Origin of the sequence: Glutamicibacter sp., assembly GCF_032154645.1 — a bacterium.
In the GTDB taxonomy this organism is placed as follows: domain Bacteria; phylum Actinomycetota; class Actinomycetes; order Actinomycetales; family Micrococcaceae; genus Glutamicibacter.
The window spans coordinates 1-24,847 of sequence record NZ_JALDXV010000031.1 but is presented as its reverse complement, the minus strand read 5'-3'; the positions used below and the strand labels follow the sequence as shown (position 1 = coordinate 24,847).

Sequence of the window (24,847 nt, the reverse complement as noted above, 5' to 3'; positions counted from 1 at the left end):
AAGCGTTACCGATGTGTTGATGCAGAACTGTTACCGATGTCCCGATACAAAACATCATGCATTTAACTATCGGGCAGAGAGATCTTGAAAGAGAGCACCTCTTGGGGAAGCTGCTGCGTCGCGACCCCAAGCGTGCAATCACGCTGCAAGCGGACCATGAGCCGAAGCTGCATCCAATATTCATACTTGTTCCTGGTCCAGTTCCTGATTGGGAAAAGGCCGAGGTATCACCCAGATAGCCTCCGGCGCAGGGGCAAGCAGGTGCTCCCACGGCAGTTATTTGCTGAAATATCTATATGAGCAGAACTGCAGATCTTCCCACCGGCGGCCAGGAGCTTGAAATCACCGTGCGGTGGAGCGACCTCGACGTGCTCGGCCATGTGAATAACGCCAGGGTCGTGACATTGATAGAGGAGGCAAGGCTACGTTGGTCTGGACGTCATCAGCCGTCAACATTGTTTCCCGACGGGCTGGTCGTCGCGTCATTGACGGTGGACTACCTGCGTCCGGTGTATTACACATCCAAACTCACCGTACGTGTTGGTGTTCAGCGCATCGGGTCATCGTCATTCACCGTACGACATATCGGCTATCAGGACGGCCAGCCGGTGTTCGACGGCAGCAATGTCATGGTGGTCTTGTCTGAGGATGGGAAGACCCCGCGTCAGCTCAACGACTTTGAACGTACTTGGCTGAGCGAACGGCAATTCGACCTTCTCGAAGCGTAGTCGGCCATTAAACGGCACTGCCGCCCGTGAAGATCGCTTGATGGGGAACCTCTTGGGCGGCAGCAGCGTGCGCTGTCTAAAGCATTTCGGCGCGGAGCTGAGCTGCAGATTTCTGCGAGAGCAGGCCCGGAGCCACATCGAAGACCGTCTGAGCGCCGATGATGCCCGCCCGATTCATTCGGTGTACTGCGCGGGCGTAGGCGACCAGCACGCTGGAGGTGAATTCGGGATTCGAGCCGAGGGTCAGCGAGTATTCGATGACCTGCTTCTGCTCCTCGCTAGTGTTGCCCGCACGGAATACGAAGCCGCCATGCGGCATATTTGCGTGCTCTGCGGCCATTGTCTGCGCGTCGATGAAGTTCACCGTGGTGTCGTATTCGTCGAAGTAGTGCTCCATGGTGACGATGGCTTCGCGCACCGCCGCCTCATCGGCGCCCCGCTCCAGAACCACGAAGCATTCACGCTGGTGCTTGTCGCGGGTGCCTAATACTGGGCGCAGGCCCGCACGAACTTGTTCGATGGCCTCTGCGCTGGGGATGGTGTACTGCACTCCGGCGGCAACTCCGGGGATGCGGCGGATTGCATCGGAGTGACCCTGGCTCAGGCCGCGGCCCCAGAAGGTGTAGGTTTCACCGTCGGGCAGCAGGGCCTCGCCGTAGGCGCGATTGATGGAGAACATTCCCGGATCCCATCCCGCCGATATCAGTGCGGTTTTGCCCGCTTTCGTAGCGGGCCCATCAACGGAGTCAAAGTACTCGGGGATGCGTGCGTGGGTATCGAAGCTGTCCACGGTGTTGAACAGTGCCGCATACTTCGGGCCCTGTGCCGGAAGATCCGAGCGTGAGCCGCCGCAGAGGATCAGCACGTCGATCTTCTCGGTGTGTGATGCGAGCTGATCGACGTGGAAGCGTGGGGCGGGGTCCACCAGTTGAAGTGCCTTGGGATCCCTGCGGCTGTAGACACCGACGAGCTCCATATCGCTGTTCTTGGCAAGAGCGGCCTGGACGCCTCGGCCGAGGTTGCCGTAACCGGAAATTCCGATGCGGATCTTTGAAGACATGAAAAGCTGTTCCTTTATGAGAGGTGATCACGGAGGGCGACTGAATGCCATGTCAGATACGTGTTTCGAGGCGTCTGCAAAACATGACCGGCATCGTCGTCTGGTGAGGTGAACAACTTTGATTATTTCAAAGGCGCGAAGCGCGGGCTAAATTGCGCAACCCTTTATTAACCAGCCGTCGGCAGGTGCTGGGGTGAACACCTGCCGACCGTGGGCAGTGGGTATTAGCGGCCGAAGATACGGCTGAAGAATCCCGCCTTCGGCTCTTCCTCGTGGCCCCGGCAGCGGTTGCTCGCCGGGACGCCCTTCATTACCGCGTCAACGTGCTGACCGCAGCCAGCCCATGTGATTTTCTGACAAACTTTGCATTGAACCTGACGGCACATGGTGCCTCCTTTCGAGCATCAGCCCGGTGATTAGGACAGCGAAAGGAAAAGCTTCTCCAGCTCTTCGACGGTCAGCCCGTCTTCTTCCTCTGCAGTTTTTTCTGGGTCGGCAATGCAGTACTGCATTGCCGTTGAGACAATTGCGAAACCAGCGCGGTCCAAGGCTGTGGACACCGCAGAAAGCTGGGTGACAACCTCGCGGCAGGAGCTGTCGCCTTCTACCGCATTGATGACCGCATCAAGTTGTCCGCGGGCTCGCTTGAGGCGGTTGAGAATACGCTTCTGAGTGGCTGCGTCTGCGTTGCGCATGGTGTTCTCCTTGGTGGGCAAAAGCTAATTGGCAGCTTCCATGTCCGCTTTGACGCGGTCCATATCTAAGTTCTTCAGCCCAATGATCAGGCTGTCCAGGGCACGGGCATCCAGTGCTCCAGGTTGGGAATGTACCAGTATCCCATCTTTGAACGCCATCAGGGTGGGGATGGAGGTAATCTGCGCTGCAGCGGCAAGTGCCTGTTGCGCTTCGGTATCCACCTTGCCGAAGACGATGTCTGGATAACCGGCCGCCGCTCCGTCGAAGATCGGGGCGAAATTCCGGCAGGGTCCGCACCAGGCGGCCCAGAAATCAACCAGCACCATGGGGGAGTCTTGGATTGTCGAGGTGAAGTTCTCCTCGGTCAGTTCTACGGGTGACATCAATGAACCTTTCTTAGTATGAGTTGCTTGGCTTGGCTCCGGGGCGCCTTTGTCCGAAGAACCAGCCGCCGCCTGCCGCTATTGCCGCAGTTGGGAGGAGCAGGTTCGCCGGGGCAGGCAGTTCCTGCATCAGCACGATCAGCCCCATGACCAAAACGAAGTAGCCGAAGCCGCGGCGCAGTTTCTTCTCTGGGATCTTCGCGGTCAATCGAGCGCCGAGCAACGAGCCGATGATCGCAGCGGCCGTAATGCTCAGCGTCAGGGGCCAGTTGATCGTGGTGGAGTTCAGATGGCCCAGCATGCCTGCTGCCGAGTTCAAGGTGATGACCAGCAGCGAGGTCCCGACGGCTTCCTGCATTTTCAACCCTGCCAGCAATGCCAGCGCCGGAACTATGAGGAAGCCTCCCCCGGCGCCCACCAGTCCGGTGACCAGTCCGACGGCCAGGCCTACGGGCGCGAAGAGCATCAGTGAGCGTGCTCTGTGGGTCGCTGCAGGTGCGGACCTGCGCCCGCGGATCATGTTCCAGGAGCTGGCCAGCATGATCAGCGCAAAGGCGACCATGAGCACCGGCCCGGGGATCATCGAGCTGGCAAGTCCGCCGAGGAATGCACCGCTCATCGAGGCAGCCGCGAAGATGAGTCCCGGCGCCCAGCGCACATTATGTGCGCGGGCGTGCGGCGCCAGACTTGCCAGGGAGGTCACGCCCACCACGAACAGCGAGGTGGTAATCGCCTGCTTGGCGTCCATTCCCGCCACGTAGGTCAATAGTGGAACCATGAGGATCGACCCGCCGCCGCCCAGCAGCCCCAGGGTCAGGCCCACAAGCACCGAAAACGCGAGGATCAAAAGCAGCAGTGGTTCGAAACCCATGAGCTACTTCCCGGTGTCGCGCAGCTGCTGGCCTGCGTTGGGGATGTCGGCCAAGAAGCTGGGGGCGTTCTTCGGTTTGTTCCACGGCATGACGGCCAGTGCGCTGATCATGGGGCAAGAGTCGCGCAGCGCGGAGAAGACCAGCCCGCCGCCGATGGCCGCGGCCAAGTAGCCGAACTTCGGGTTGATGAACTTTGCTCCCGCAAGTCCGAGTAGCACCACGGACCCTGCAGTCATGCGCATCTGCCGGTCAAGAGCCCAGCGCTGTGCTCCGCGGATTACGGTGCCTCCTGCCTGTTCAAAGGCGGCGATGCCTCCGGCCAGGACGCTGCCTGAGTCGATGTCGAAGTCAAGCAGGCACTGCTGCGCCTGGGTGGCGCGGTTGCCCGACTGGCAGACCAGTACCACCTGCTTGGCAAGCTTCCGTTTGACCTCGTCGGCATGTTCGGACAGCAGGTTCAGCGGGATGTTGTAGGAACCAGGGATATGCACGGCTTCGAACTCTCCGGCGGTGCGCACGTCCAGGACTGCTACCGAAGAATCTGGGGTCTGAAGCAGGGTCTTGAGCTCGTCGGCGTTGATAGTTGGCAAGGGGGCGTTCATGGTGTGTTGAGCTTTCGTAGAAGGTTAGGCGTCGGAACGAACCCAGCCGGCGTAGCTGCCGGAGAGTTCCACGATGTTGTAGCCGGCATCGCGCAGGGCGCTGGCCGCCACCGCGTTGCGCAGGCCCGACTGGCAGTAGGTGACGATGGTTCCGTCGGCGGGAAGTTCGTCCAGGTGCCAGAGCACCCGTCCGCCGGATAGCTGCTTCGCGCCCGGGATGTGACCCGCGGCGAATTCGCTCTTGCTGCGGACATCGAGCAGCAGGTCGTGCTCGAAGTCTTTAAGTTCTGCCGGGGAGATTGACCGCGGGGAATAGCCGGGCAGGGTGTGGATGCTGGTGATGTAGCCGGCCGCGGTATCGATGCCTACGCGCAGCAGGTGGGAGCGCATTTCCTCGGCCTGGGCGGCGTCGTCCGCCAGCAGGATCAGTGCACGGTTGTCTGTTTCGGGGTTGTAGGCCCACGCGGCGAAGCTCGCCATCTTGTGCGGTCCGGGGACGGATAGCGCGCCGGCGACGGTGCCCTGAGCGATCTCGGTGTGAGGGCGGGTATCAATGAAGACTGCGGTGCCCGCGCTGGTCTGCGCGGCGATGGACTGTGCATCCATTTCCCGCAGCTGCGGCAGCGGACCGAGCACCGCAGCGCCGTCGCGGTTCTGCCGCTTCATCCGGCCGAAGTACGCATGGGCATCCGGCTGGCCGTCCAGCAGTTCGGCGATGAAGCCCTCCACGTCGTCGTTGGCCAGATAGCGTCCCCACCAGGCGAAGCTGCGTTCGTAGCCGACGGTGGTGGAAGGCACTGCGCCCAGCGCCTTGCCGCAGGCGCTGCCGGAGCCGTGCCCCGGGTAGACCTGCACGTGGTCTGGCAGTTCAAGGAAGACGTTCTTCAACGAGGTGAACAGGTCCTGCGCCCCGGCAAAACGGGTGTCGACGCCGCCGGCCGCCTCGTCGAGCAGGTCGGGGCGGCCCAAATCCCCGGAGAAGACGAAGTCGCCGGAGAGCAGGTAGCCTGGCTCGCTGCTGAATGCCCCGTCGGTGATTAAGAAGGAGAGGTGCTCCGGGGTGTGGCCGGGGGTGTGGCGCGCAGTCACGGTGATATTGCCCAGCTTGATGGCGTCGCGGTCCATGAGGCGTTCCGCCTCGAAGCCGTACTGCCAGTCTTCGGTACCTTCTCCGGAGACGTAGACGGCAGCGCCGGTGGCGGCAGCCAGCTCTCGGGTGCCAGAGAGGTAATCGGCGTGGATGTGGGTCTCGGTCACCGCAGTGATGCGCATGCCGTGCTTGGCGGCCAGCGCGAGGTAGTCCTCGATGTCCCTGCGGGCGTCGACGACGATTGCCTCGCCCTTGGCTTGGCAGCCGATGAAGTAGCTTGCCTGCGCAAGGTCTTCGTCGTAGAGGCGTTCGAGCAACATGGTCAGTTCCTTTCGTGGATGGCTTGAAATCCACAATAGGCCATACCCTCGGGGGTATGTCAATAAATAGGGGTGGGGGTATATGTGAAAGTGTGCGGAATCACTGCGAAGCTGAGGTTGCGCTATCTGGAACTGGGTGCGTTATTCCAGGTCAAGGTGAATTCATTGTCGTCGGGGTCGACGAGTAGGCGACTGCGGGAGGAACCCGGGCCGCGGTCGCCAGCGCCAAGGGAGAGCAGCCGGGCGACCTCTGCTTCGACGTCAGCTGGCTCGTTCAGCGCCAGTTCGAATCCGATGCGCATCGGTTCGAGTTTTGGCTCCACCGGTGGTCCGCCCCAGGTGAACTTGCTGCCGCCCTCGGGTGCCTGAATGGCGGTCTCCTCATCCTGGTCCCAGACCAGCGGCCACCCAAGCGCGGCGCTCCAAAACCGCCCCACGGCTTCGCTGCCATCCCCCGCCAGGGCGCCGATCGTACCGGTGCCGGCCAGAAAATTGTTTCCCGGCTCAATCACGCAGAATTCATTGCCTTCGGGATCGGCGAGAACAACATGAGGCTCCTCGGGCAGCTGCCCGACGTCGTGATGCCGGGCGCCAAGTTGCAGGGCTCGCTCGACGATCGCGTTCTGATCGGCGATTGAGCCGCTTGTCAGATCGAAGTGGAAGCGGTTGGGCCACAGCTTGGGCTCATCGGTGCGGATAAAGCGGAGGGGGAGCTCAAGTGGCCCTGTGGCCAGCACGACAAGGTCTTCCGCGGGGCGTTGGAGCATACGCGCCCAAAAGTCGCAGAGTGCCGCCGGGTCGTTGGCGGCGAAGGTGATGGCATTCAGCGATGAGGCCATGGGGCGTTCCTCTGAGCGGTCGCGGCGTGGGTTGAGTCAGAGTATATGCGCAATGCGCCGGGTAGGGAACGGCTGCCTACAGCCTTGGGAAGGAGCGCGTCCAACGACCGAGTTGCTGCCGCTGCTGCGGGTCAAGGGTCGCCACAAGCTCAAGTCGGCCATCCTCGCCCGGGTGCAGAATTCCTGCATGCTCGGCCGGTACGCCGGCCAGTGCCTCGCCGGCCGCCGAATCGGCAGGGGCGCTCGCCGGGGTGAAAATGAACAGCAGCGCCGGGGACCCGTTCCAGGTTTCGTGCACCGATAGGGTGCCTTCGGCGAAGCGCAGGGTCTCCTCGAGGTCCAGCCAGCCGGTCAGAGCTCCCACCCGCAGCGCTAAGCCCGGCTTTGGGGTGTTCTTGCGCCAGCCAACTGCGAGAGTCTGGGCGCAAAAGCTCGCTTCGCCCAGCTGCAGATCGGGGATGGCCGCCATTAGCCGATCGATTTCTTCAAAGCTGAACCGTTGATTTTTGCTGAAAAGTCCCATGGCTACAGGCTATCGAGGTGTCCTGCCAGTTTGTCGCTGGCGGTGCTCAGATGCTCCTCCAGCACCCTGGCGGCCTCGGCCTCCCGCCCCTCGGTGATCAGCTGCAGCAGCTGGGCATGCTCGTCGGCGATGTCCTTGGTGGACAGCAGGGTGGCGTCCTGCACGTGGGTCATGCACAGTCGGATTTCGTCGGTCAGCTGCGCATAGATGGCGCTGGTTCGCGGGGAGTCGAAGGCCTGCACCAGGGCCGCGTGAAAGCGGATGTCCGGGTCGATGATGTCGATAGGGGAAGCTCCGACCAGCGTGGTGATCTCTGCGTTGGCTTCAAGGGCCGCCGCGGGGACTTCGCGCTGCGCCGCCAGCAGGCGCACCGCCTCGACCTCGATGATGGAACGTGTGCGATAGATATCGCGCGCGTCGCGCGAAGAGAGTAGCGTGACCCTTGCAGTCTGGTGCGCATTGCGTGTCAGCAGGCCGCTTGCGACGAGGTTCTCCAAAGCGGCTTTGGCAGTTGGGCGGGCAACTTCATAGTGCGCGGCGACGTCGACCTCACCCAGCGGGGTGCCGGGGGCCAATTCGCCGCTGAAAATCCGGGCGCGAAGCGATTTGACGATCGCCTGAACCACGGAGACCACTCCTAAACGGGCTGCCATGCTCAACCTTCCGCCCAGCGTAAAAATTCACTTCCAAGTATTCCACGCCGCACATTAAGATAACCTGTGTACTTGTTAGACAATTTTAGTATTCGGCAGGTTTTACCTAGCAGATAAGAGGAGCGCATCATGGCATTGAGCACGCCAGCACTCGGCGACAGCACGGTTTCACCCAGCATTCTCGACCTAGTTTCCGACCCAGAACGGGTCAAGACCAGATCGATCGACCGCGTTGCCTATGCCTCGGATGCCTCCCACTACCTGTTCACCCCGCAGGCCGTCGTTATCGCCAAGGACGCCGAAGAGGTCGCGCGTCTGCTGAAGGCAGCGCATCAGAACAACCAGCCTGTCACCCTGCGCTCCGGCGGCACCTCGCTGGCCGGCCAGGCCAGCGGCGACGGACTGATGATCGACGTGCGCAAGAACTTCCGTTCCATCACCGTCCTGGACCAGGGGCGGAGGGTCCGCGTGCAGCCGGGAGCTACGGTGCGACAGGTCAACGCCCGGCTTGCGGTCTACGGGACAAAGCTCGGTCCGGACCCAGCCAGCGAGGGCGCCTGCACCATCGGCGGCGTCATCTCCAACAACTCCTCGGGCATGGCCTGCGGCACCGAATTCAACACCTACCGCACCCTTGAATCGATGACATTCGTGCTGCCTTCGGGCACCATGATCGACACCGCGGACCCGGAGGCCGACCGCAAGCTAGCCGCCGCTGAGCCCGAGCTGGTGGCAACCCTCGACCGCCTGCTCAAGCGGGTGCGCGGCAATCGTGACTCGGTGGCGAAGATCCACCAGCACTTCGCACTAAAGAACACCATGGGCTACTCGCTGAACTCCTTCCTCGACTTCGACACCCCGGCGGCGCTGATGGCCCATCTAATCATCGGCTCCGAGGGCACCCTCGCCTTCGTCGCGGAAGCGGTCTTCAGCACCATCCCCATCCGCAAGCTTGCGGTGACCACGCTGGCGGTCTTCGACAGCCTCGATTCGGCCACCCGCGCCCTGCCCGAACTGGTGGACTCTGGGGCGGCTACCCTGGAACTGCTGGATTCAACCTCGCTGCGCGTGGGGCAGTCGCTGCCCGGCGTACCGGAGGCAATCCTCGGCTTCGACGTGGGCAGCGAGGCCGCCCTGCTGGTGGAGTACCACGCGGATGTACAGGAGGACCTGCAGAGCCTGCAGCGCATCGGCCAGGGGTTGTTGGACGATGCCCCGCTGCGCAGCCGGGCGCTGTTGAGCGACGACGCGGCGAACCGCCAGTCGGCATGGAAGTTCCGCAAGGGCCTCTACGCCTCGGTCGCCGGAGCGCGGGCGTCGGGAACCACCGCCCTGTTGGAGGACGTTGCTGTGCCGGTGGCATCGCTGGCGGATACCTGCGGCAGCCTGCAGGAGCTGTTCACCGAGTACGACTATGAGGACTCGGTGATTTTCGGGCACGCCAAGGACGGCAACATCCACTTCATGCTCACCGACCGTTTCGAGGGCGATGCCGCGCTGAACCGCTACAACGGGTTCAATGACAAAATGGTGCAGCTGATTCTGGACAAGGGCGGCAACCTGAAGGCAGAGCACGGCACCGGAAGGGCCATGGCGCCGTTCGTCCGCGCCCAGTATGGCGATGAACTCTACGAAGTGCACCTGGAGCTCAAGGCGGCCTGCGACCCGCGGCTGATGATGAACCCGGGCGTGATCGTGGACGAGGACCATGCCGCCCACATGCGCAACATCAAGCTGAATGCCACGATCCAGATTGAGGCGGACCGCTGCGTAGAATGCGGCTACTGCGAACCCGTCTGCCCCTCCAAGGACCTGACCCTGACACCGCGGCAGCGCATCGTGGTGCAGCGCGCCATGGAGAAGGCTAGGGCTGAAGGCAATCACGAGCTGCTCAAGGAACTGGAAAAGGACTACGAATACGACGGCGTGCAGACCTGTGCCGTGGACGGCATGTGCGTCACCGCCTGCCCGGTGGGCATCAACACGGGCCTGCTGGTCAAACGGCTGCGCCGCGAAGATGCCAACCCGGTGATGGCCGCCGGCTTCACGGCGGCGGCCAAGGGCTGGGGCGCGGTATCGCGCGGCGGCGCCATCGCGCTGACGGTTGCCGACAAGCTGCCGGTCCAACTGGTGCGCGGCACCACGGATGTGGCCCGCAAAATCATCGGCGAAGACATTGTCCCGCAATATGCCGCGGACCTGCCCGCCGGCGGCGCACCACGCAAGCCGCTGATCGGCAACCTCGGTGCACAGGGCACCACGCCGCTGGCGATCTACCTGCCTGCCTGCGTGAACTCGATGTTCGGCCCCGCCGGCGAGGGGGAGGGTGTAGCCGCCGCATTTACCAAGCTTCTTAAACAGGCGGGAGTTTCGGTCTACGTCCCGAAGGGCATTGAATCCATGTGCTGCAGCACCCCATGGACGTCCAAAGGCTACAAATCCGGTCACGACCTCATGGCGGAGCACGTGCTGGAAGAAGTCTGCGCCGCGCTGCCGGGACACAACCTGCCGATTATCTCCGATGCCTCAAGCTGCACCGAAGGCTTCGCGCTGACTCTTGAACAGCACGGCTTCGAGGTCACCGACCTGCTGTCATTCACTGCCCGGCATCTGCTGGACAAGTTGCCGGTGGGGCATAAGCTTGCAACGCTGACCCTGCATCCTACCTGTTCCTCGAACCAGATGGGGCTGAATCCGCAGCTGCAACAGGTGGCCGAGGCGGTGGCCGACACCGTGAGAACCCCGGTGAACTGGGGCTGCTGCGGCTTTGCGGGGGATCGCGGTATGCTGCATCCGGAGTTGACGGCTTCGGCCACTGCGGCGGAGGCCGCCGAGGTCAAGCAGATCAACTCCCAGGCGCACGCTTCCTGCAACCGCACCTGCGAACTGGGGATGAGCCGGGCCACCGGCAAGGATTACCAGCATGTGGTGGAGCTGCTCGCGCAGGTGACCAACGCCTAGGCGCGAACATAAGGCACAGCCGTGTCCGAATATGCCCTGCCTGAGGTTGAGGATCAAGTCAGAATCCCAATTAAGTGGGAGCGTTGGTCTTCGGCGGGTTTCGAAGCTTTCTGCAAGCACCTGATGAATTGCGAGGATGCAAGGCTATTTTGGCCTTGATTCTTGTGGTGCGAAATGTACTGCTATTAGGCCTTCCGGTGCGAATGATCTAGGGATCAAGAAGCGCTGTTGCGCGTAGGCTGAAAACAAGAATGAGGTGCTTGGAGGGACCCCGAATGCTGATCGCAGCAATGCAGGCAGAAGCCGCAGTCTTGGATTACGACGCGAACCTGAATGCTATCGATGCCGCCGCAAACCATGCAGCGCAGCGCGGTGCACGGCTCTTGCTGACCCCAGAACTATTTGTCGTCGGCTACGCGCCCTTCGCGCTTCGAGAGTCTTTCGTCCCAGCAGTGTTGGACGAGCTTCGAGCTCGACTTTCCGGGATCGCCCAGCATCGCGGTATCGCGCTGGTGTATTCCATGCCGGATGTCGTGAATGGTGAATGGAAAATTACCGCCACCTTCATCGACGAGCAGGGCCTCGAACGTGCCCATTACCAAAAGGTACATCTCTTCGGCGACGAAGAGCAGGAGGTGTTCGTTCCCGGAACCAACGCTCCCGCCGTCTTCGACTACCAGGGGACAACGCTTGGACTGGCGATCTGCTTCGATGTCGAATACCCGGAACTGGTGCGGGAAGCCGCACGCCGCGGAGTGGAAGCGCTGCTTATCCCTACCGCCGTGGGCCAGGGCTATGAAATCCTCAGCACCGCTCTGGTCCCCACCAGGGCGATGGAGAGCCAGCTCTACATCGCCTATGCCAACCACACCGGAACCGAAAACGGTTTCCAGCTCTCAGGAACCAGCGTGATCGCCGCTCCGGATGGCCGCATTCTGGCGCAGGGCGGTACCGATGCCGAGATCATCTTTGCCGACGTGGAGCAAGATCGCCTGGCCCAGGTGCGCGAGGAAGTGCCGTATCTGCGCGAGGCCAAGACCGAACTGTACGCGCAGTGGGCGGCGCAGCGCTCCGGAAACTAGGACAGAAAGCGCAGCGCAAAGAACAGTTCGTTGCGCACCTGTGCTGAGCCTAGGTCGACGTCGAGGAACTGGGCAATGCTTGTGATGTGGCGCCGCACCGAATTGCGGTGCAGGTCCAACCTCTTCGACGTTTCATCCCAGGAGCCGTTGGAATCCAACCAGCAGCGCAGCACCTCAAGGTACAGGTCCCGGCGTTTTGCGGGGAGCTCAAGAACCCCACCCAGCGTCTGCTGTGCGAGTTCCCGCCCGGCGTCCTTGGGCAGCAGGGTCTGAAAAGTGCGCGGAAGTTTCGCCGCGTCCATGCTCCGCTGCTTTTCCAGAACCTGAGGGATGAGCCCCTTGGCCTGAGCCAGGAGCTGTCCTGGTTCCTCGGTGAGCCCCGGGTTCAAGATGGCGGGCCGACTGAAGGCGGCGAGGTATCCCGCCTTGCTCAACCTGCGGTACTGGGCCTCCGAGGGCTCGATTTTGCTCAATGCAATGAAGACACCGTCGTCGCGGCTGACCAGTTCAGTCTCGAGCAGGATCCGCAGATGAGCCAAATGGCGGGAATCATCTGCAGCTACCGACTTCCTGCTCGGGGCAAGTACCAGCGCCCGCAATGGTTTGCGGTGATGCGGTCCCAGTCCTTGATTGAGGAGCCTGAGCTGTTCCTGGTCGAGCATCTGCGGTGCTCCGGTGAGCAGGGATGTGGCCAGCTGGGCCGAGGTGAAGGAAACCATCGCGCGTTCGCGGGCAACTACTTCCAGCAGGCCCAGGGTGGTGGCCATGAGTGTGTGGTCGAACCCGGAGGGATCTTTGGGGAAGCTGGCCTGAAGTACTCCGAGCAGCGGGGCCTGCCCCTTGGCGGCGCTGGCTCGGATGGGAAACGCCAGATGGGTGGTGTTTCCCTCGCGCAGCAGTGCAAACTGTGATGAGCCTTCACCAAGAGAAGCCTGGGCGTAAAGATCGGCTTCGTGTTGCTCGGAGAGTTGCAGGGCAACGGGGCCCGGGGTGTTGAAACGGACCTGACCCGTGGAATCCAAAAGCTTAATCGAGCACCTGGCCCGCTGCGCCAAGGTGGAAACCAACTGTTCCTCGGGGTTGCTCTGCGTCACGCAGCGCATGAGTGCGCGGTTCGACTCGGCGTTGGTCCGCAGCAGTGCGGCACCGTCAGCCTCCATGAGTTGGGCAAAGGCCAACCCGATGGCGGCGAAGGGCACCGATTTTGGTATTTGAAGCAGCGTCACGTTGTGGCTCAGGCACGCAGCGACCAGCGACTCGGGAACCTGCGAGAAATATGGTTCCAGACCGAATCCGAGTGCACAGACTTTCGCCTGGGCTAATCGCTGCACGAACCGGTCTACCCACTCCTGGTCTGCTGCGTGGGGCACCAGCGGGTAGCCGCTGGTGAGAATCAATTCATCGTCCACCAGGTAATCGGTGGGATCGTCGATGTCACTGGGCTCCACCCAGCGCAGCGGGCGATCTCCCGCGTCGTGCAGCACCTGAATCTCCGCGGGTAGCTGGCGAAGAAACCTGCGCAGCGTGATCGAATCCCAGGGGCGGTTAAAGCCCAGATCAGATGAATCCAGTGTGCCCAATTCCGGTGCGAAATGTCCCATGTGAAGGTATTCTAGTTCAAAACTTCTAAGTCTGAGAGGTGGGTCACAGACTTAGGCTGGTATCCGACAGCAATACCTCTTTCCTCAGTGAGGATCAGTTATGAACAGCACCACGGACGTGGCTTCCGCCAGGCCCACTGCGCTCGGCCCGCAGCTTCGACGCCGCAAGTCGATCAGCATGATGATCAGCGACGCCGAAAACAACTCGGGCGCAGGCCAGCTGCGCCGCACCCTTGGCATGTGGCAACTGACCATGATCAGCGTCGGCGCCACCATGGGCACCGGCATCCTGGTGATCCTCGGGGCCACCGTGCCCATCGCCGGTCCTGCCATCTGGATCTCCTTTGTGATCGCAGGCATCACCGCGCTGCTTTCGGCGGTCTCCTACGCCGAAATGGCCGGCATGGTCCCGGTCTCCGGCTCCAGCTACTCCTACACCTACGCCACCATGGGCGAGGGCATCGCCTGGATCTGCGGTTGGTGCCTAGTGCTGGAATACGCGGTCTCCGTGGCAGCCGTGGCGGTCGGCGCCGGTGAATACGTCAACGAAACACTGCGTACCTTCGGCATGGAACTGCCCACCGCACTGGCCGGCGGACCGGCCGAGGGAGGCGTGGTCAACCTTCCGGCGCTGATCGTCGTCGCGCTGGCCACCCTGCTGCTGGTGCGCGGCATGCGCGAATCAGCCATCGTGAACACCATCGTGGTGATCATCAAGGCCGGCATTCTGGTGTTCTTCTGCATCGTCGCCTTCAGTGCCTTCAACGCGGGCAACTTCGACCCGCTGCTGCCGATGGGTGCCGCAGGCGTCACCGCCGCAGCCTCGACCGTGTTCTTCTCCTACATCGGCTTTGACGCCGCATCCACCGCGGGCGAAGAAGCCAAGAACCCCAAGCGTGATTTGCCGCGAGCCATCATGCTCTCCATGCTGATCGTGACCGTCACCTACGTACTGGTTGCCATCTCGGCCATCGGCGCCCGTGAATGGCAGTGGTTCGACGGCACCGAAGCAGCCCTGGTGCAGATTGTCGGCGAGATTACTGGCCAGCCAATCCTGGTGCTAGCCTTTGCCGTGGCCGCCGTGCTGGCCATCGCCTCCGTGGTGTTGACCGTGCTGTACGGCCAGACCCGCATCCTGCTCTCCATGTCCCGCGACGGACTAGTGCCGCCCGTCTTCTCCAAGGTGTCCAAGAAAACCGGAACCCCGGTGGCCGGCACCCTGATCACCGGCGGCGTTGTGGCGATTACCGCAGGCTTCATCCCGCTCGGTGCCTTGGCCGACGCCACCAGCATTGGCACCCTGTTTGCCTTTGCGCTGGTGGGCATCTCCGTGATGTACCTGCGCAAGAAGCAGCCGCTGGCCACCCGAACCTTCAAGGTTCCGTTCTACCCGGTGACGCCGATCCTCGGTGTGCTGGCCTGCCTCTTCCTGATGAGCCAGCTCAGTGCGGAAACCTGGATCGTCTTCGGCCTCTGGATGCTGATCGGCATCGGAATCTACCTTGGCTACGGCCGCTCCCGTTCCCGTCTGGGGCAGCTGAGCAAACAGCAATATATCGCCACTCACATTGGCGAAAAGTAACAACCACACGCACTACCCAAGGAACAATTGAGGTTATGAGCACCGAAACCATCAACATGCTGAACCCCGACTTCCCGTTCAGCTACGATACCTACCTGGCCAATCCTGCGGGCCTTGGCTCGGTTCCTCAGGAGCTGTACGGCACCGAGGTGGCAGTGATCGGCGCGGGCCTGTCCGGCGTGGTGACCGCCTACGAGCTGATGAAGCTGGGCCTGAAGCCCGTGGTCTACGAGGCAGACCAGATCGGCGGCCGACTGCGCACCGCCAGCTTCCTGGCGGCCCCGCAGATCACCTGCGACCTGGGCGGCATGCGCTTCCCTGTCTCCAGCAAGGCGCTGTACCACTACATCGACCTGCTGGGTCTTGAAACCTTCGACTTCCCGAACCCGCTGGCAGCACCCACCGACTCCACCGTCATCGAACTCAAGGGCCAGAAGGTCTACGTCGAGGACCCCGCCGACCTGCCGGTCTTCTACCAGGAGGTCGCCGAGGCCTGGAAGCAGGCGCTGCGCGAGGACGCCCACTTCGAGCAGATGCAGCGCGCCATCATCGAGCGCGACACCGCCACCATCAAGCAGATCTGGGACTCGCTGCTCGAGGAGTTCGACGAGGAGAGCTTCTACGGCTTCATCGCCAACTCCCAGGCCTTCAAGGACGCCGGCTTCGAGCACCGCGAGGCCTTTGGCCAGGTGGGCTTCGGCTCCGGCGGCTGGGACACCGACTTCCCGAACTCCATCCTTGAAATCCTGCGCGTGGTCTACACCGACGCGGACGACAACCACCGCGGCATCACCGGGGGAGCCGCCAAGCTGCCCTACGCCCTGTGGAACCACGCCCCGGCGGACATGCAGCACTGGCCAGCAGGCACCTCGCTGGCTTCGCTGCACGGCGGCGCACCGCGCGGCGCGGTGGCCAAGGTCTACCGCACCGATGAGCCGGGCTTCAACGGCGCCAACACCATCGAGGTCACCGAGCGCTTCGGCCGCACCGAGAAGTTCGGCGCCGTGGTCTCCACCGTGCAGTCCTGGCTGCTGTCCACCGGCATCGACACCGACGAGGCATTGTTCCCTGCCGAACTGTGGACCGCCATCGAGCGCAGCCACTACATGCAGTCCTCCAAGACCTTCGTGATGGTGGACCGGCCGTTCTGGAAGGACCGCGACCCGGTCACCGGCGAATACCTGATGTCCATGACGCTCACCGACCGTCTGAACCGCGCCACCTACCTGCTGGACAACGGCGATGACCAGCCGGCGGTCATCCTGCTCTCCTACACCTGGAATGACGACGCCCTGAAGTGGCTCTCGCTGACCGCCGAACGCCGCATGGAACTGATGCTGCACTCGCTGGAGAAGATCTACCCGGGTGTGGATATCCGCAGCCACATCGTAGGCCAGCCGATCACCGTGTCCTGGGAAGACGACCCGAACTTCATGGGCGCCTTCAAGGCCAACCTGCCGGGCCACTACCGCTACCAGGAACGCCTGTACACCCACTTCGACCAGGCTGGCCTGCCAGCGGAACACCGCGGCATCTTCCTCGCCGGCGATGACGTCTCCTGGACCGCAGGCTGGGCCGAAGGCGCTGTGACCACCGGCCTTAACGCAGTCTGGGGCGTCGTGAAGCACCTAGGCGGCCAGGATGCCGCGGCCAACCCGGGACCGGGCCAGTTCCTCGCCGAATATGGACCCAAGCGTTTGGACATCAATCCTGCGCTGAAGGCATAGTCCGCTAGGTTCCAACGCCGGGTGCAGGGGTGCTGGATGAAATTCCCGCAGCCTACAAGGACATCCACCAGGTAATCGAGGCCCAGAAGGATCTGGTGGAAGTCGTCGGGCATCTGCGTACGATCCTGTGCGTCAAGGGGTGAGCGCTGCGCCCTAGCCTGACACTTTGCCGAAACTCTCTAGTTCAGTCGCCGGTAAGGTGTCAGGCTTGAGCCATGCGGATTAACCACGAGTCAGTCATTCCGGTTCCTGTTGACCAGGTGTTCACCTGGCATGAGCGCCCCGGGGCGATGCAGCGCCTGCTGCCGCCCTGGCAGCCGGTCACGGCGATTAAACAGGCGCAGTCGCTGGAGGACGGCGTTTCCGAGCTCGGCCTGCCCGCTGGCCTGCGCTGGGAGGCGCCGCATGTTGCCCAGCGTTATGTGCCGCAACGGTTGTTCGTCGACGAAATGACAATCGAAGGTCCGTTGCGCGGGGCGGCGAAGTCGCTGTCCTGGAGACACGAACACCACTTTGACCCGTTGGGCGACGAGCACTGCCTCGTGCGCGATGTGGTGGAAACCAACCTCCCAGCGGTTCAGGTGCACCGCATGCTCACCTACCGCCATCGTCAGCTTGCAGAAGACCTCGCCGCCCACCGCAGCGCCGCCGCAAACGGGATGAAACCACAGACCATTGCGGTCACCGGATCCCACGGTCTGGTGGGGACGGCCCTCTGCGCGTTCCTTGAGTCGGGCGGGCATCGGATGATCAGGCTGGTACGCCGCGGTCCGCAGGGGAAGGACGAACGCAGCTGGGATCCGCAGAACTCGTCAACAGAGGCACTGGCCGGCTGCGACGCGGTCATCCATCTTGCCGGGGCAAGCATCGCCGGAAGGTTCAACGACAAGCACCGGAAGAACATTGCGCGCAGCCGCATCGAACCAACCAGAAAACTCGCGGCCGCCGCGGCACAAGCCGGCGTGAAGGTCTTCGTCAGCGCCTCGGCCATCGGCATCTACGGGGCCCAGGCGGGGGAATCCCCGCTGGATGAGTCTGCTGCCGAGGGCGATGACTTTCTCGCCCAGGTAGTCCAGCAATGGGAACAGGCGGCGCGGGAGCCGGCCGCTGGGCAGATGCGGCGAGTCCAGGTACGCACCGGACTGGTGCAGAGCCCGAAGGGCGGGACCCTGAAAATGCTCAAACCGCTGTACCAGCTGGGCCTCGGAGGGCGAATGGGCGACGGGCTGCAATGGCAGTCGTGGATCGGGCTTGACGACCTGGTGGATATCTATCACCGCGCCCTGTGGGATGAGCAGCTGTCCGGTGCGGTCAACGCGGCGGCCCCGCACCCGGTCCGCAACAGCAAGTACTCGGCCACCCTGGCTGCAGTCCTGCGCCGGCCGGAGATCCTCCCGGTTCCAGCCTTAGGGCCGGAACTGCTGCTGGGCAAGCAGGGATCCGAACTGCTCGCCATGGCAAGCCAACGGGTCGCCCCGAGCAAGCTGCTGGACCGGGGCCACAGGTTCCGTTCGGCCCACCTGGAGGATGCGCTGCGCCACTGCCTCGGCAGGCAGTAGCCGCCCATCTAGCGCGACACGGCGTTTGTGCCCTATCATCATTGAGTCAGGAACCACGCAGGTTTTAGGTTCCGGCGCTCTCAAAAGGGGCGATACCCGTTGCGCGGATGCAACCGGTAGCGGCAGACATATATGGAATTTTCTTCAGCACCATTTTTTGAAAAGAGTCCATGATGTCCAGCGTCTCAGCTGCAATCGCCCATGCCCTCAAGCCCATCGCCCCGCAGATCTTCGGCTTGATGGGCAACGGCAACGCTCATTTCCTCGACGCCGCAGTCCGTGCGGGCTTCGACTACACCGCCGTGCGCCACGAATCCGCCGCGGTCTCCGCAGCCGACACCTACTTCCGCATCGCTAACAAGCTGGCGATCGCCTCCACCACCTACGGGGCCGGATACACCAACACCATCACCGCCCTGGCCGAGGCCGCCGCGGCCAACACCCCGCTGCTGTTCGTCACCGGGGACGCCCCGACCACCGGCCCGCGCGGCTGGGACGTCGACCAGGCTGCCATCGATGCAGGCGTGCGCGCAGCCCGCTACGTGGTGAACCGCGAGACCCCGGGTGCCATCGCTCTGCAGGCGGCGGCCCATGCATTGCGCGAACAGACTCCGGTGGTCTTGGCCATTCCCTATGATCTGGCGGCGCTTGAAACGCCTGAGGCCTCGCTGCCCGATTTCGCAGACCTGCGCAGCACCCCGCCGTCCCCGGAGCTGAATTCCACGCAGCTCGAGCAGATCTCGCAGATTCTTTCCAAGGCCCAGCGCCCGCACATCCTCTACGGCCGCGGCGCCATCGACGCGGCCGAGGCGGTCAAGGAGCTGGCGGCCAAGCTCGGCGCCACCACCTCCGGCACCCTGCTGGCCCGCGACCTGCTGGACTACGACTTCGACCTAGGCATCACCGGCGGCTTCGCCACCGACCGCAACGCTGAAATCATCGCGCAGGCAGATGTCGTGCTGGCCCTGGGTGCTTCGTTGAACCAGTTCACCATGCGCTTCGGCGAACTGGTCAACGGCTCGGCGACGTTGATCCAGCTGGATCTGGCGCCGGCGGCCACCAACCCGCGCGTTGACTACTTCGCTACAGCAGACGTGCACACCGCGGTCAAGCACCTGATCGAGTCCGTTCCCGGGGTCGAGACAGGCTGGGCCGCCGGCCTGGACCTGAGAGAGCTGCGCACCCGTCCGGCGGGCGAGGAACGCGCATCCGACGGCCTGCTGGATCCGCGCCGCGTGGCCAGCGAACTTGAAAACATCCTGCCTAAGAACCGCGTGCTGGTCCAGGACGGCGGACACTTCATCGGTTGGGGCTCAAAGTACTGGTCCACCGCCGGAGCCCGTTCGCTGACCTGTGTGGGCACCGCCTACCAGTCCATCGGGCTGGGCATCGCTTCGATGGTCGGCGCGGGACCCGCCGCCGGGGACCGCACCGTGGTGCTGGCCTCGGGCGACGGCGGCTTCCTGATGGGCCTGGCGGATCTTGAATCCATCGTGCGCACCGTCGCCAGCGGGGTCATCGTGATCTACAACGACTCGGCCTACGGTGCGGAGATCCACCAGTACGGTTCCATCGGCCTGCATGAGGATCCCATGTTGATCCCCACGGTTGACTTCTCTTCGATCGCCCGTGCCATGGGCGCCACCGGCATCAAGGTTGAATCCATCACAGACCTGGATCAGGTGCGCGACTGGGTTGACGCCGGAGCCAAGGGCATCTGCCTTGTGGATGCGCGGATTTCCACCTCGGTGCGCGCCCCGTATATGGAGGAAGTCCTGGCGGCGAACCGCAAGGCAGCGGCCGCCGCCACGTCACAATCCGATTAAGGCTCTGGCCATGGAGTAATTCCACAGCGTAGGGTTGCAGGGTGCACAAGATTTTGGTTGGAACCCTGAGCCTAGGCTTGGGAGCGGCGCTCCTGCTCCCTGCAACCTCCGCCTCAGCAACACCCACCGGCCTCGACGAGGGGGCCGGCGCACAGGCACTCCCGCTGTCCGAAACCTCGCTGCGCGTCGCCACCATCTCCACCAATCTCACCGCACCGAATTCCGAAGAGCTCTACGGGCAGCTGCTCGGCGGCGGCAACATCGAGGCGACCCGCGTGGCCGATGCCATCAGCGCGGTGAACCCGGACGTCGTCGTGATCACCGGGATGGATGCCGAGGCCAAGGCCGTCGCCGCCTTCCAAGCAGAGTATTTGACTTCTCCCGAGGATCAGCGGTCCGACATCTCCTACCCCTATTCCTACCTTGCGGTGGGCTCAAAGGGCCTGCAGAGCGGGGCGGATCTGGATGATGACCGCGTGGTCGGCGGCCCCGGCGATGCGTGGGGGCAGGGAGCCTTCGCCGAGCAGGGTTCGGTCGTGGTGCTCTCCAAGTACCCCATTCAGCAAGACGACGTAGCCTCGGTGACCGAGCTGAAATGGGGCGAGGTCAAGGGCGGCAAACTTCAAGAGGCGCAGCTTGGCGGTGCGCTGGCGGCATCGATCCCGGTGATGAACAACGGCCTGTGGGACATCCCCATCGAATACCGTTCGGAACGCGTCCATATCCTTGCAGCGCAGACCGAACCGGCCAACAGCAGCCAGGACTTCTCCACCCTGCGCCAGCACGACGAACTCAAGGTCGTCTCCGACTATATTTCCGGCGCGCACTACCTGCGCACCGATCAGGGAGCAGCAGCCAAGGGCCTGAAGGGCAAGAACTTCATCCTCGCCGGAGCCCTGGCCCAGCCCGAGGGCTCGGCTACGCAGGTCGACCCGCTGGCCAAAAAGTTGGGCAGCCAGGACCCGATCAACAGCGCGGGGAACTACCTGATGCCATCCCAGAACTGGAACCTGCTGGGCCAGGGACGCGTGGGCGATGACGCCCCCGCCTCCTTCCAGCCGATGACCGGGGCGGCCCCGGATGCCATTGAAGCATCGGAATTGATCTGGAGCGATATCCAGTACTAGCCGGCGCCCAGCAGCGAGCGCAGGTAGCCGTTGAGGAAGCGGCCCTCGGGATCCACCGCGCTGCGCAGCTGCCGAAACTCTGTGAACCGCGGGTACAGCTGGGCGAAGTCCTCGGCCTTCAGGCTGTGCTCCTTGCCCCAGTGCGGGCGCCCGCCCAGGGGCCGCAGCAGCGCCTCGATGTCTGCAAAATATTTCGGCGCCGCATCGCGGATATAGCGGTGCACGGCAATATACACGCAGTCGCGGCCGTTGGCGGTGCTCAGCCAGACGTCGTCCGCGCTGGCCGTGCGGACCTCGATGGGGAAGAGCACCGGTGACGGGGCGCTGCTGAAGTAGCGGCGAAGCTCCTCCATGGCGGGCTGGAAGTGCTGCAGCGGGAGCGCGTACTCCTGCTCGGTGAACTTCACCCGCCGGGGGCTGACAAACGCTTCGTGCCAGTGTGCGGTGTAGCTTCGGTCGGAGAGCACCCGGCTCGCAAAGCGGCTGAGCCTGTCATTGAGCCGCGGAGCCGCGGCGCCGAGGGAGCATAGGGCCTGCAGTGCGCCGTTGGAGAGCAGCTCGTCGTTGACCCAGCGCGCCACCGGCCCGGGCGCATTGCGTTCCGTGTCCGCTGGAAGCCGCGTATTGATCTTCACCTGCGCCCGGGGGCTGCCGGGGAACCAGAAGAATTCAAGGTGGTCCTCAAGCGCCGCGCGCTCAATGAAGCTGCGCGTCAAGGACTCGATCGGTTCGATGCTTTCCACCGCGTGCATCATGAACGCCGGAACGCAGCGCAGCCGTACATGCGTGATGACGCCCAGGGCGCCCAGGGACAGCCGGGCCGCCTCGAAGAGCTGCGCGTTTTCACTCTTGCTGGTTCTGACGCGGCTGCCGTCGGCCAGCATCAGTTGGATCCCGGTGACGGTGCCGCTGAAGCCGGTGAACTTCAGGCCGGTCCCGTGAGTCCCGGTGCTGATGGCCCCGGCGATCGACTGCTTGTCGATGTCGCCCATGTTCTCCAGCGCCAGACCGAAGGGCTTGAGCAGCGCGGGGATCTGCCACAGGCGGGTGCCGGCGCGGAAGGTGACCTCGTGGCTGAGCGCATCGACTTCTTCGATGCCGGCGAATCCGTCCAGATCCAACAGCACCTGATCGGTCTGCGCCAGTGCGGTGAACGAATGCCCCGCTCCGATGGTGCGTACGCTGTGGCCCGCCAGCTGCGCAGCATCAAGACTCTCCGCCAACTGATCCAGGCTGCCGATGGAGCGTCGAACCAGCGGGGTGGAGGTGACGGTGCCGGCGAAGTTGCTGAAAGTGCTCATAGGAATGCCTTGCCCTCGCCGCGGTAGGTTGGCCATTGGTCGATGATCTTGTCCTTGGAGAACACCGCTACCTTATTAAGCCGTTCGGCAGGTTCACCGGATTTGGCATGCCGCAGCCACACGGTATCCCCAAGCTTCAGCCGCGACGCCGCAGGCCCGGTCAACGGAGTCTGGACCTCTCCGGCGCCCTCCAGCCCCAGATATTTCAGCTTCTTGGGGTGTTCGATGGCTGGCAGCCGGTCCTTGCCCGCGGGACCGGACGCGCTCCAGCCGCCGCCAAGGATCGTGACCGTGTCCTCGTCGGGCCGGCGGACCACATGGAAGCCCATGAACAGGGCCGGCTGCGGGGTGAACGAGCGGTAGTTGTCGAACAGCGCCGGGCCGAACAGCCCCGACCCTGCCGAAAGCTCCGTGACAGCTTCCTCTTGGATGGTTGTTTCAAAGGAGCCGGTGCCCCCGGCGTTGACGAAACGAAGTTCCGCGATTTCGCCGACCTTCTCCACCGCCTCGGTACGGCGTTCGGCGAGTTCCGCGGCGCTGCGCTTGCGCAGCTCACGCGCCATGAGTGCCTTGGGAGATATACCGCCGTCGGGCACCGACGCGATCTGCGATTCGTAGCCCATCAGCCCGTCGAGTTCGAAGCGTTTGTGCTTGCTGACGTATTTGGCCAGGGTGAGCAGATCTTCTGGATCGGTCAGCGGCGACCGTGCGGCGCCGATGCGCAAGGAGGATGTTGGATAGAAGGCGGCATCGAGTTCCAGGGCGACCTTGAGCACCGCATGGCGTGGAACGACCCTGTCAATCAGGTCCAGCTGCGCCCGTGAATCGACCATAATGGTGATTTCTCTGCGTGCTTGCTCGTTTCCGGCCCAGCGGCTGATTGCCTCGGGGTCGGTTTGCGGGTAGGCCACGACCAGATCCCGGTACCCCAGGCTTGAAAGCCATAACGCCTCCGCCAGGGTAAAGCAGAGGACTCCTCGAAATCCGGGGGTATGCAGCGCCCTGCCCAGGGCCTTGCGCACACGCAACGACTTTGAAGCAACGCGGATGGGCAGTGTCCCCGCTCGTTCGCGCAAGGCGATCGCGTTGGCGTCGAAGGCATCCAGATCCAGCAGGAGTACCGGACGGTCGTTGATTCCTGCCTGCTTCAGCGCATGGTTATACCGTTTGGCCTGTGCGTTCTTCATGGCCTAACTCTTCCATCGGTTACAGGCGCTTTCAAGGATGGGTCTCTAGATTGTTTTGCATTCTTGACCTTGGGTGGGCGCACCGCCAGACATTTAAAGCAACTTCTCGGTTCGGCTCGATATGCTTTGAGCATTATGAGCAAAGATCCAATTTCAATGACGGTCATCGGCGAGGACGGAAAACCTCGGACAGTGATTCAAGACGCCATCATGAAGGGCGTCGGAGTTCAGCGTCCATTGGTTCTTGCTTATCTCAAGCGCCTGCGCCGAAAGCACCCTGAAGCTTCGGCCAGCGAACTGGCAAGCATCGCAGAGAGCGACTACCTCAAGGTTGTTACCGGTTCCGGCGCCGCGGTGGGCGGTACTGCCGCTATTCCTGCCGTCGGAACGGGAGTTGCACTGGGACTATCGGTGGCGACGACCATTGGCTTCCTCGAAGCCTCGGCGCTATATGCCCAAACCTTGGCTGAGCTGCACGGAATTGCTATCGAGGACCCGGAACGCTCGCGGGTGCTGGTCATGGGTGTGCTGATGGGCGAGGAAGGCAGCGCAATGATCGCCGGCCTGACCCGACAGGCGGCCGGCCGCGGTGGTGGTCCTGTTAAAGGTTGGGCAAAGGCCTTCGGCGCCAACAAGTCAACGAGTTTCTATTCGGCAATGCAGCGAACGATGCAGAAGACCTTCATGCGCAAGGTCATTGGTACCCAGGCCGCCAGCGTAGTGGGCCGCGTGGTTCCCTTCGGCATTGGAGCGGTCATCGGCGGAGCCGGCAACCGGTACCTGGCGAAGCGAGTCGTTGAAACAGCCAAGGTAGCTTTCGCAGGCATCCCGGAAATTTCGCCGACGATGCTGGAACTCGATGACCCGCGAATCATCGACACCGAGATCGTGACGGACTAGCAACGCTCTTCTTAGTCTTCAGAAAATTGCAGTAGAGAAGATGAAGTACTGCGACTTTTAAAGATTTCTTCCTCGAAATGGTGTCTCTTCAAATTTGCGGGTAGCGGATTAAAGCGCGAGTTCTCGGGGTTTTAATGCGTTATCGACGTTATTGAAGCCTCATATTCTTGGCTTGTGTCGACGCTCACCGTGAAAAAGTACCCCACCGATTTGCAGGCCACCGAAAAC

Annotated in this window: 21 protein-coding genes and 1 pseudogene; 10 read left to right on the top strand and 12 right to left on the bottom strand. The window is 62.9% G+C overall.

Translation table 11 applies throughout. The features are described from left to right. The first annotated feature begins 296 nt into the window (after positions 1-296). Positions 297-728, top strand: a complete 432-nt coding sequence (locus RUH64_RS16525; RefSeq protein ID WP_313814866.1) for a thioesterase family protein — start codon at positions 297-299, stop codon at positions 726-728. Positions 729-804: 76 nt separating this feature from the next. On the opposite strand, the gene RUH64_RS16520 is transcribed toward RUH64_RS16525, so the two are convergent. The 9 genes from RUH64_RS16520 to RUH64_RS16480 form a co-directional block, all read right to left on the bottom strand. Next, positions 805-1,788 carry a diaminopimelate dehydrogenase gene (locus tag RUH64_RS16520; RefSeq protein ID WP_313814864.1) on the bottom strand — a complete coding sequence of 328 codons (984 nt, stop codon included), beginning with the start codon at positions 1,786-1,788 and terminating at the stop codon, positions 805-807. 416 nt (positions 1,789-2,204) lie between these two features. After that, positions 2,205-2,483: a metal-sensitive transcriptional regulator gene (locus RUH64_RS16515; RefSeq protein WP_141366290.1), complete on the bottom strand. Its 279-nt coding sequence runs from the start codon at positions 2,481-2,483 to the stop codon at positions 2,205-2,207. Positions 2,484-2,507: 24 nt separating this feature from the next. Further along, positions 2,508-2,867 (bottom strand): thioredoxin, encoded by a 360-nt coding sequence (gene trxA, locus RUH64_RS16510; protein ID WP_313814862.1) that lies wholly within the window; start codon positions 2,865-2,867, stop codon positions 2,508-2,510. A gap of 13 nt (positions 2,868-2,880) precedes the next feature. Next, a complete protein-coding gene (locus RUH64_RS16505) occupies positions 2,881-3,738 on the bottom strand; it encodes a sulfite exporter TauE/SafE family protein (RefSeq protein ID WP_313814861.1) in 858 nt (285 codons plus the stop codon). A gap of 3 nt (positions 3,739-3,741) precedes the next feature. Further along, complete coding sequence (locus tag RUH64_RS16500) at positions 3,742-4,341, bottom strand: rhodanese-like domain-containing protein (protein WP_313814860.1); 600 nt, start codon at positions 4,339-4,341, stop codon at positions 3,742-3,744. Between the two features lie 24 nt (positions 4,342-4,365). Further along, the gene (locus tag RUH64_RS16495) at positions 4,366-5,751 is read right to left on the bottom strand and encodes an MBL fold metallo-hydrolase (RefSeq protein WP_313814859.1); all 1,386 of its coding nucleotides are present in this window, start codon (positions 5,749-5,751) and stop codon (positions 4,366-4,368) included. Positions 5,752-5,873: 122 nt separating this feature from the next. Next, positions 5,874-6,590 (bottom strand): VOC family protein, encoded by a 717-nt coding sequence (locus RUH64_RS16490; protein ID WP_313814858.1) that lies wholly within the window; start codon positions 6,588-6,590, stop codon positions 5,874-5,876. 76 nt (positions 6,591-6,666) lie between these two features. After that, positions 6,667-7,113 (bottom strand): hypothetical protein, encoded by a 447-nt coding sequence (locus RUH64_RS16485; protein WP_313814857.1) that lies wholly within the window; start codon positions 7,111-7,113, stop codon positions 6,667-6,669. Between the two features lie 2 nt (positions 7,114-7,115). Then, positions 7,116-7,766: a GntR family transcriptional regulator gene (locus tag RUH64_RS16480; RefSeq protein ID WP_313814856.1), complete on the bottom strand. Its 651-nt coding sequence runs from the start codon at positions 7,764-7,766 to the stop codon at positions 7,116-7,118. A gap of 129 nt (positions 7,767-7,895) precedes the next feature. Between RUH64_RS16480 and RUH64_RS16475 the strand changes: the two genes are divergently transcribed. Both RUH64_RS16475 and RUH64_RS16470 read left to right on the top strand, forming a co-directional pair. Then, positions 7,896-10,727, top strand: a complete 2,832-nt coding sequence (locus tag RUH64_RS16475; protein WP_313814855.1) for an FAD-binding and (Fe-S)-binding domain-containing protein — start codon at positions 7,896-7,898, stop codon at positions 10,725-10,727. 275 nt (positions 10,728-11,002) lie between these two features. Continuing rightward, on the top strand, positions 11,003-11,809 hold the full coding sequence (locus RUH64_RS16470) for a nitrilase-related carbon-nitrogen hydrolase (protein WP_313814854.1): 807 nt from the start codon (positions 11,003-11,005) through the stop codon (positions 11,807-11,809). On the opposite strand, the gene RUH64_RS16465 is transcribed toward RUH64_RS16470, so the two are convergent. Beyond that, on the bottom strand, positions 11,806-13,410 hold the full coding sequence (locus RUH64_RS16465) for a PucR family transcriptional regulator (protein WP_313814850.1): 1,605 nt from the start codon (positions 13,408-13,410) through the stop codon (positions 11,806-11,808). The two genes, RUH64_RS16470 and RUH64_RS16465, sit on opposite strands and share 4 nt — an antisense overlap. A 100-nt stretch (positions 13,411-13,510) precedes the next feature. Here RUH64_RS16465 and RUH64_RS16460 point away from each other — a divergent pair, with 100 nt between their 5' ends. From RUH64_RS16460 to RUH64_RS16435, 6 genes and pseudogenes are all read left to right on the top strand, one after another. Continuing rightward, positions 13,511-14,992, top strand: coding sequence for an amino acid permease (locus RUH64_RS16460; protein WP_313814848.1), 1,482 nt, complete (start codon positions 13,511-13,513; stop codon positions 14,990-14,992). Positions 14,993-15,027: 35 nt separating this feature from the next. Continuing rightward, positions 15,028-16,719, top strand: a complete 1,692-nt coding sequence (locus RUH64_RS16455) for an NAD(P)/FAD-dependent oxidoreductase (protein ID WP_313814846.1) — start codon at positions 15,028-15,030, stop codon at positions 16,717-16,719. 26 nt (positions 16,720-16,745) lie between these two features. After that, positions 16,746-16,862: pseudogene (locus RUH64_RS16450) on the top strand (RtcB family protein); the annotation flags it as partial. Positions 16,863-16,934: 72 nt separating this feature from the next. After that, positions 16,935-18,278 carry a TIGR01777 family oxidoreductase gene (locus tag RUH64_RS16445; protein ID WP_313814845.1) on the top strand — a complete coding sequence of 448 codons (1,344 nt, stop codon included), beginning with the start codon at positions 16,935-16,937 and terminating at the stop codon, positions 18,276-18,278. Between the two features lie 173 nt (positions 18,279-18,451). Continuing rightward, positions 18,452-20,104 carry a thiamine pyrophosphate-binding protein gene (locus tag RUH64_RS16440; RefSeq protein ID WP_313814844.1) on the top strand — a complete coding sequence of 551 codons (1,653 nt, stop codon included), beginning with the start codon at positions 18,452-18,454 and terminating at the stop codon, positions 20,102-20,104. A 41-nt stretch (positions 20,105-20,145) separates the two neighbouring features. After that, positions 20,146-21,231 (top strand): endonuclease/exonuclease/phosphatase family protein, encoded by a 1,086-nt coding sequence (locus tag RUH64_RS16435; RefSeq protein ID WP_313814843.1) that lies wholly within the window; start codon positions 20,146-20,148, stop codon positions 21,229-21,231. Here RUH64_RS16435 and RUH64_RS16430 read toward each other — a convergent pair. Next, entirely contained in the window at positions 21,228-22,532 is a 1,305-nt protein-coding gene (locus RUH64_RS16430; protein ID WP_313814841.1) for a D-arabinono-1,4-lactone oxidase, read from the bottom strand. The genes RUH64_RS16435 and RUH64_RS16430 overlap by 4 nt on opposite strands. Next, positions 22,529-23,719: an alanine racemase gene (locus RUH64_RS16425; protein WP_313814839.1), complete on the bottom strand. Its 1,191-nt coding sequence runs from the start codon at positions 23,717-23,719 to the stop codon at positions 22,529-22,531. The genes RUH64_RS16430 and RUH64_RS16425 overlap by 4 nt, the downstream gene beginning before the upstream one ends. A 135-nt stretch (positions 23,720-23,854) precedes the next feature. On the opposite strand from RUH64_RS16425, the gene RUH64_RS16420 reads away from it, so the two are divergent. Then, on the top strand, positions 23,855-24,619 hold the full coding sequence (locus RUH64_RS16420; RefSeq protein ID WP_313814838.1) for a hypothetical protein: 765 nt from the start codon (positions 23,855-23,857) through the stop codon (positions 24,617-24,619). Positions 24,620-24,847 lie beyond the last annotated feature (228 nt).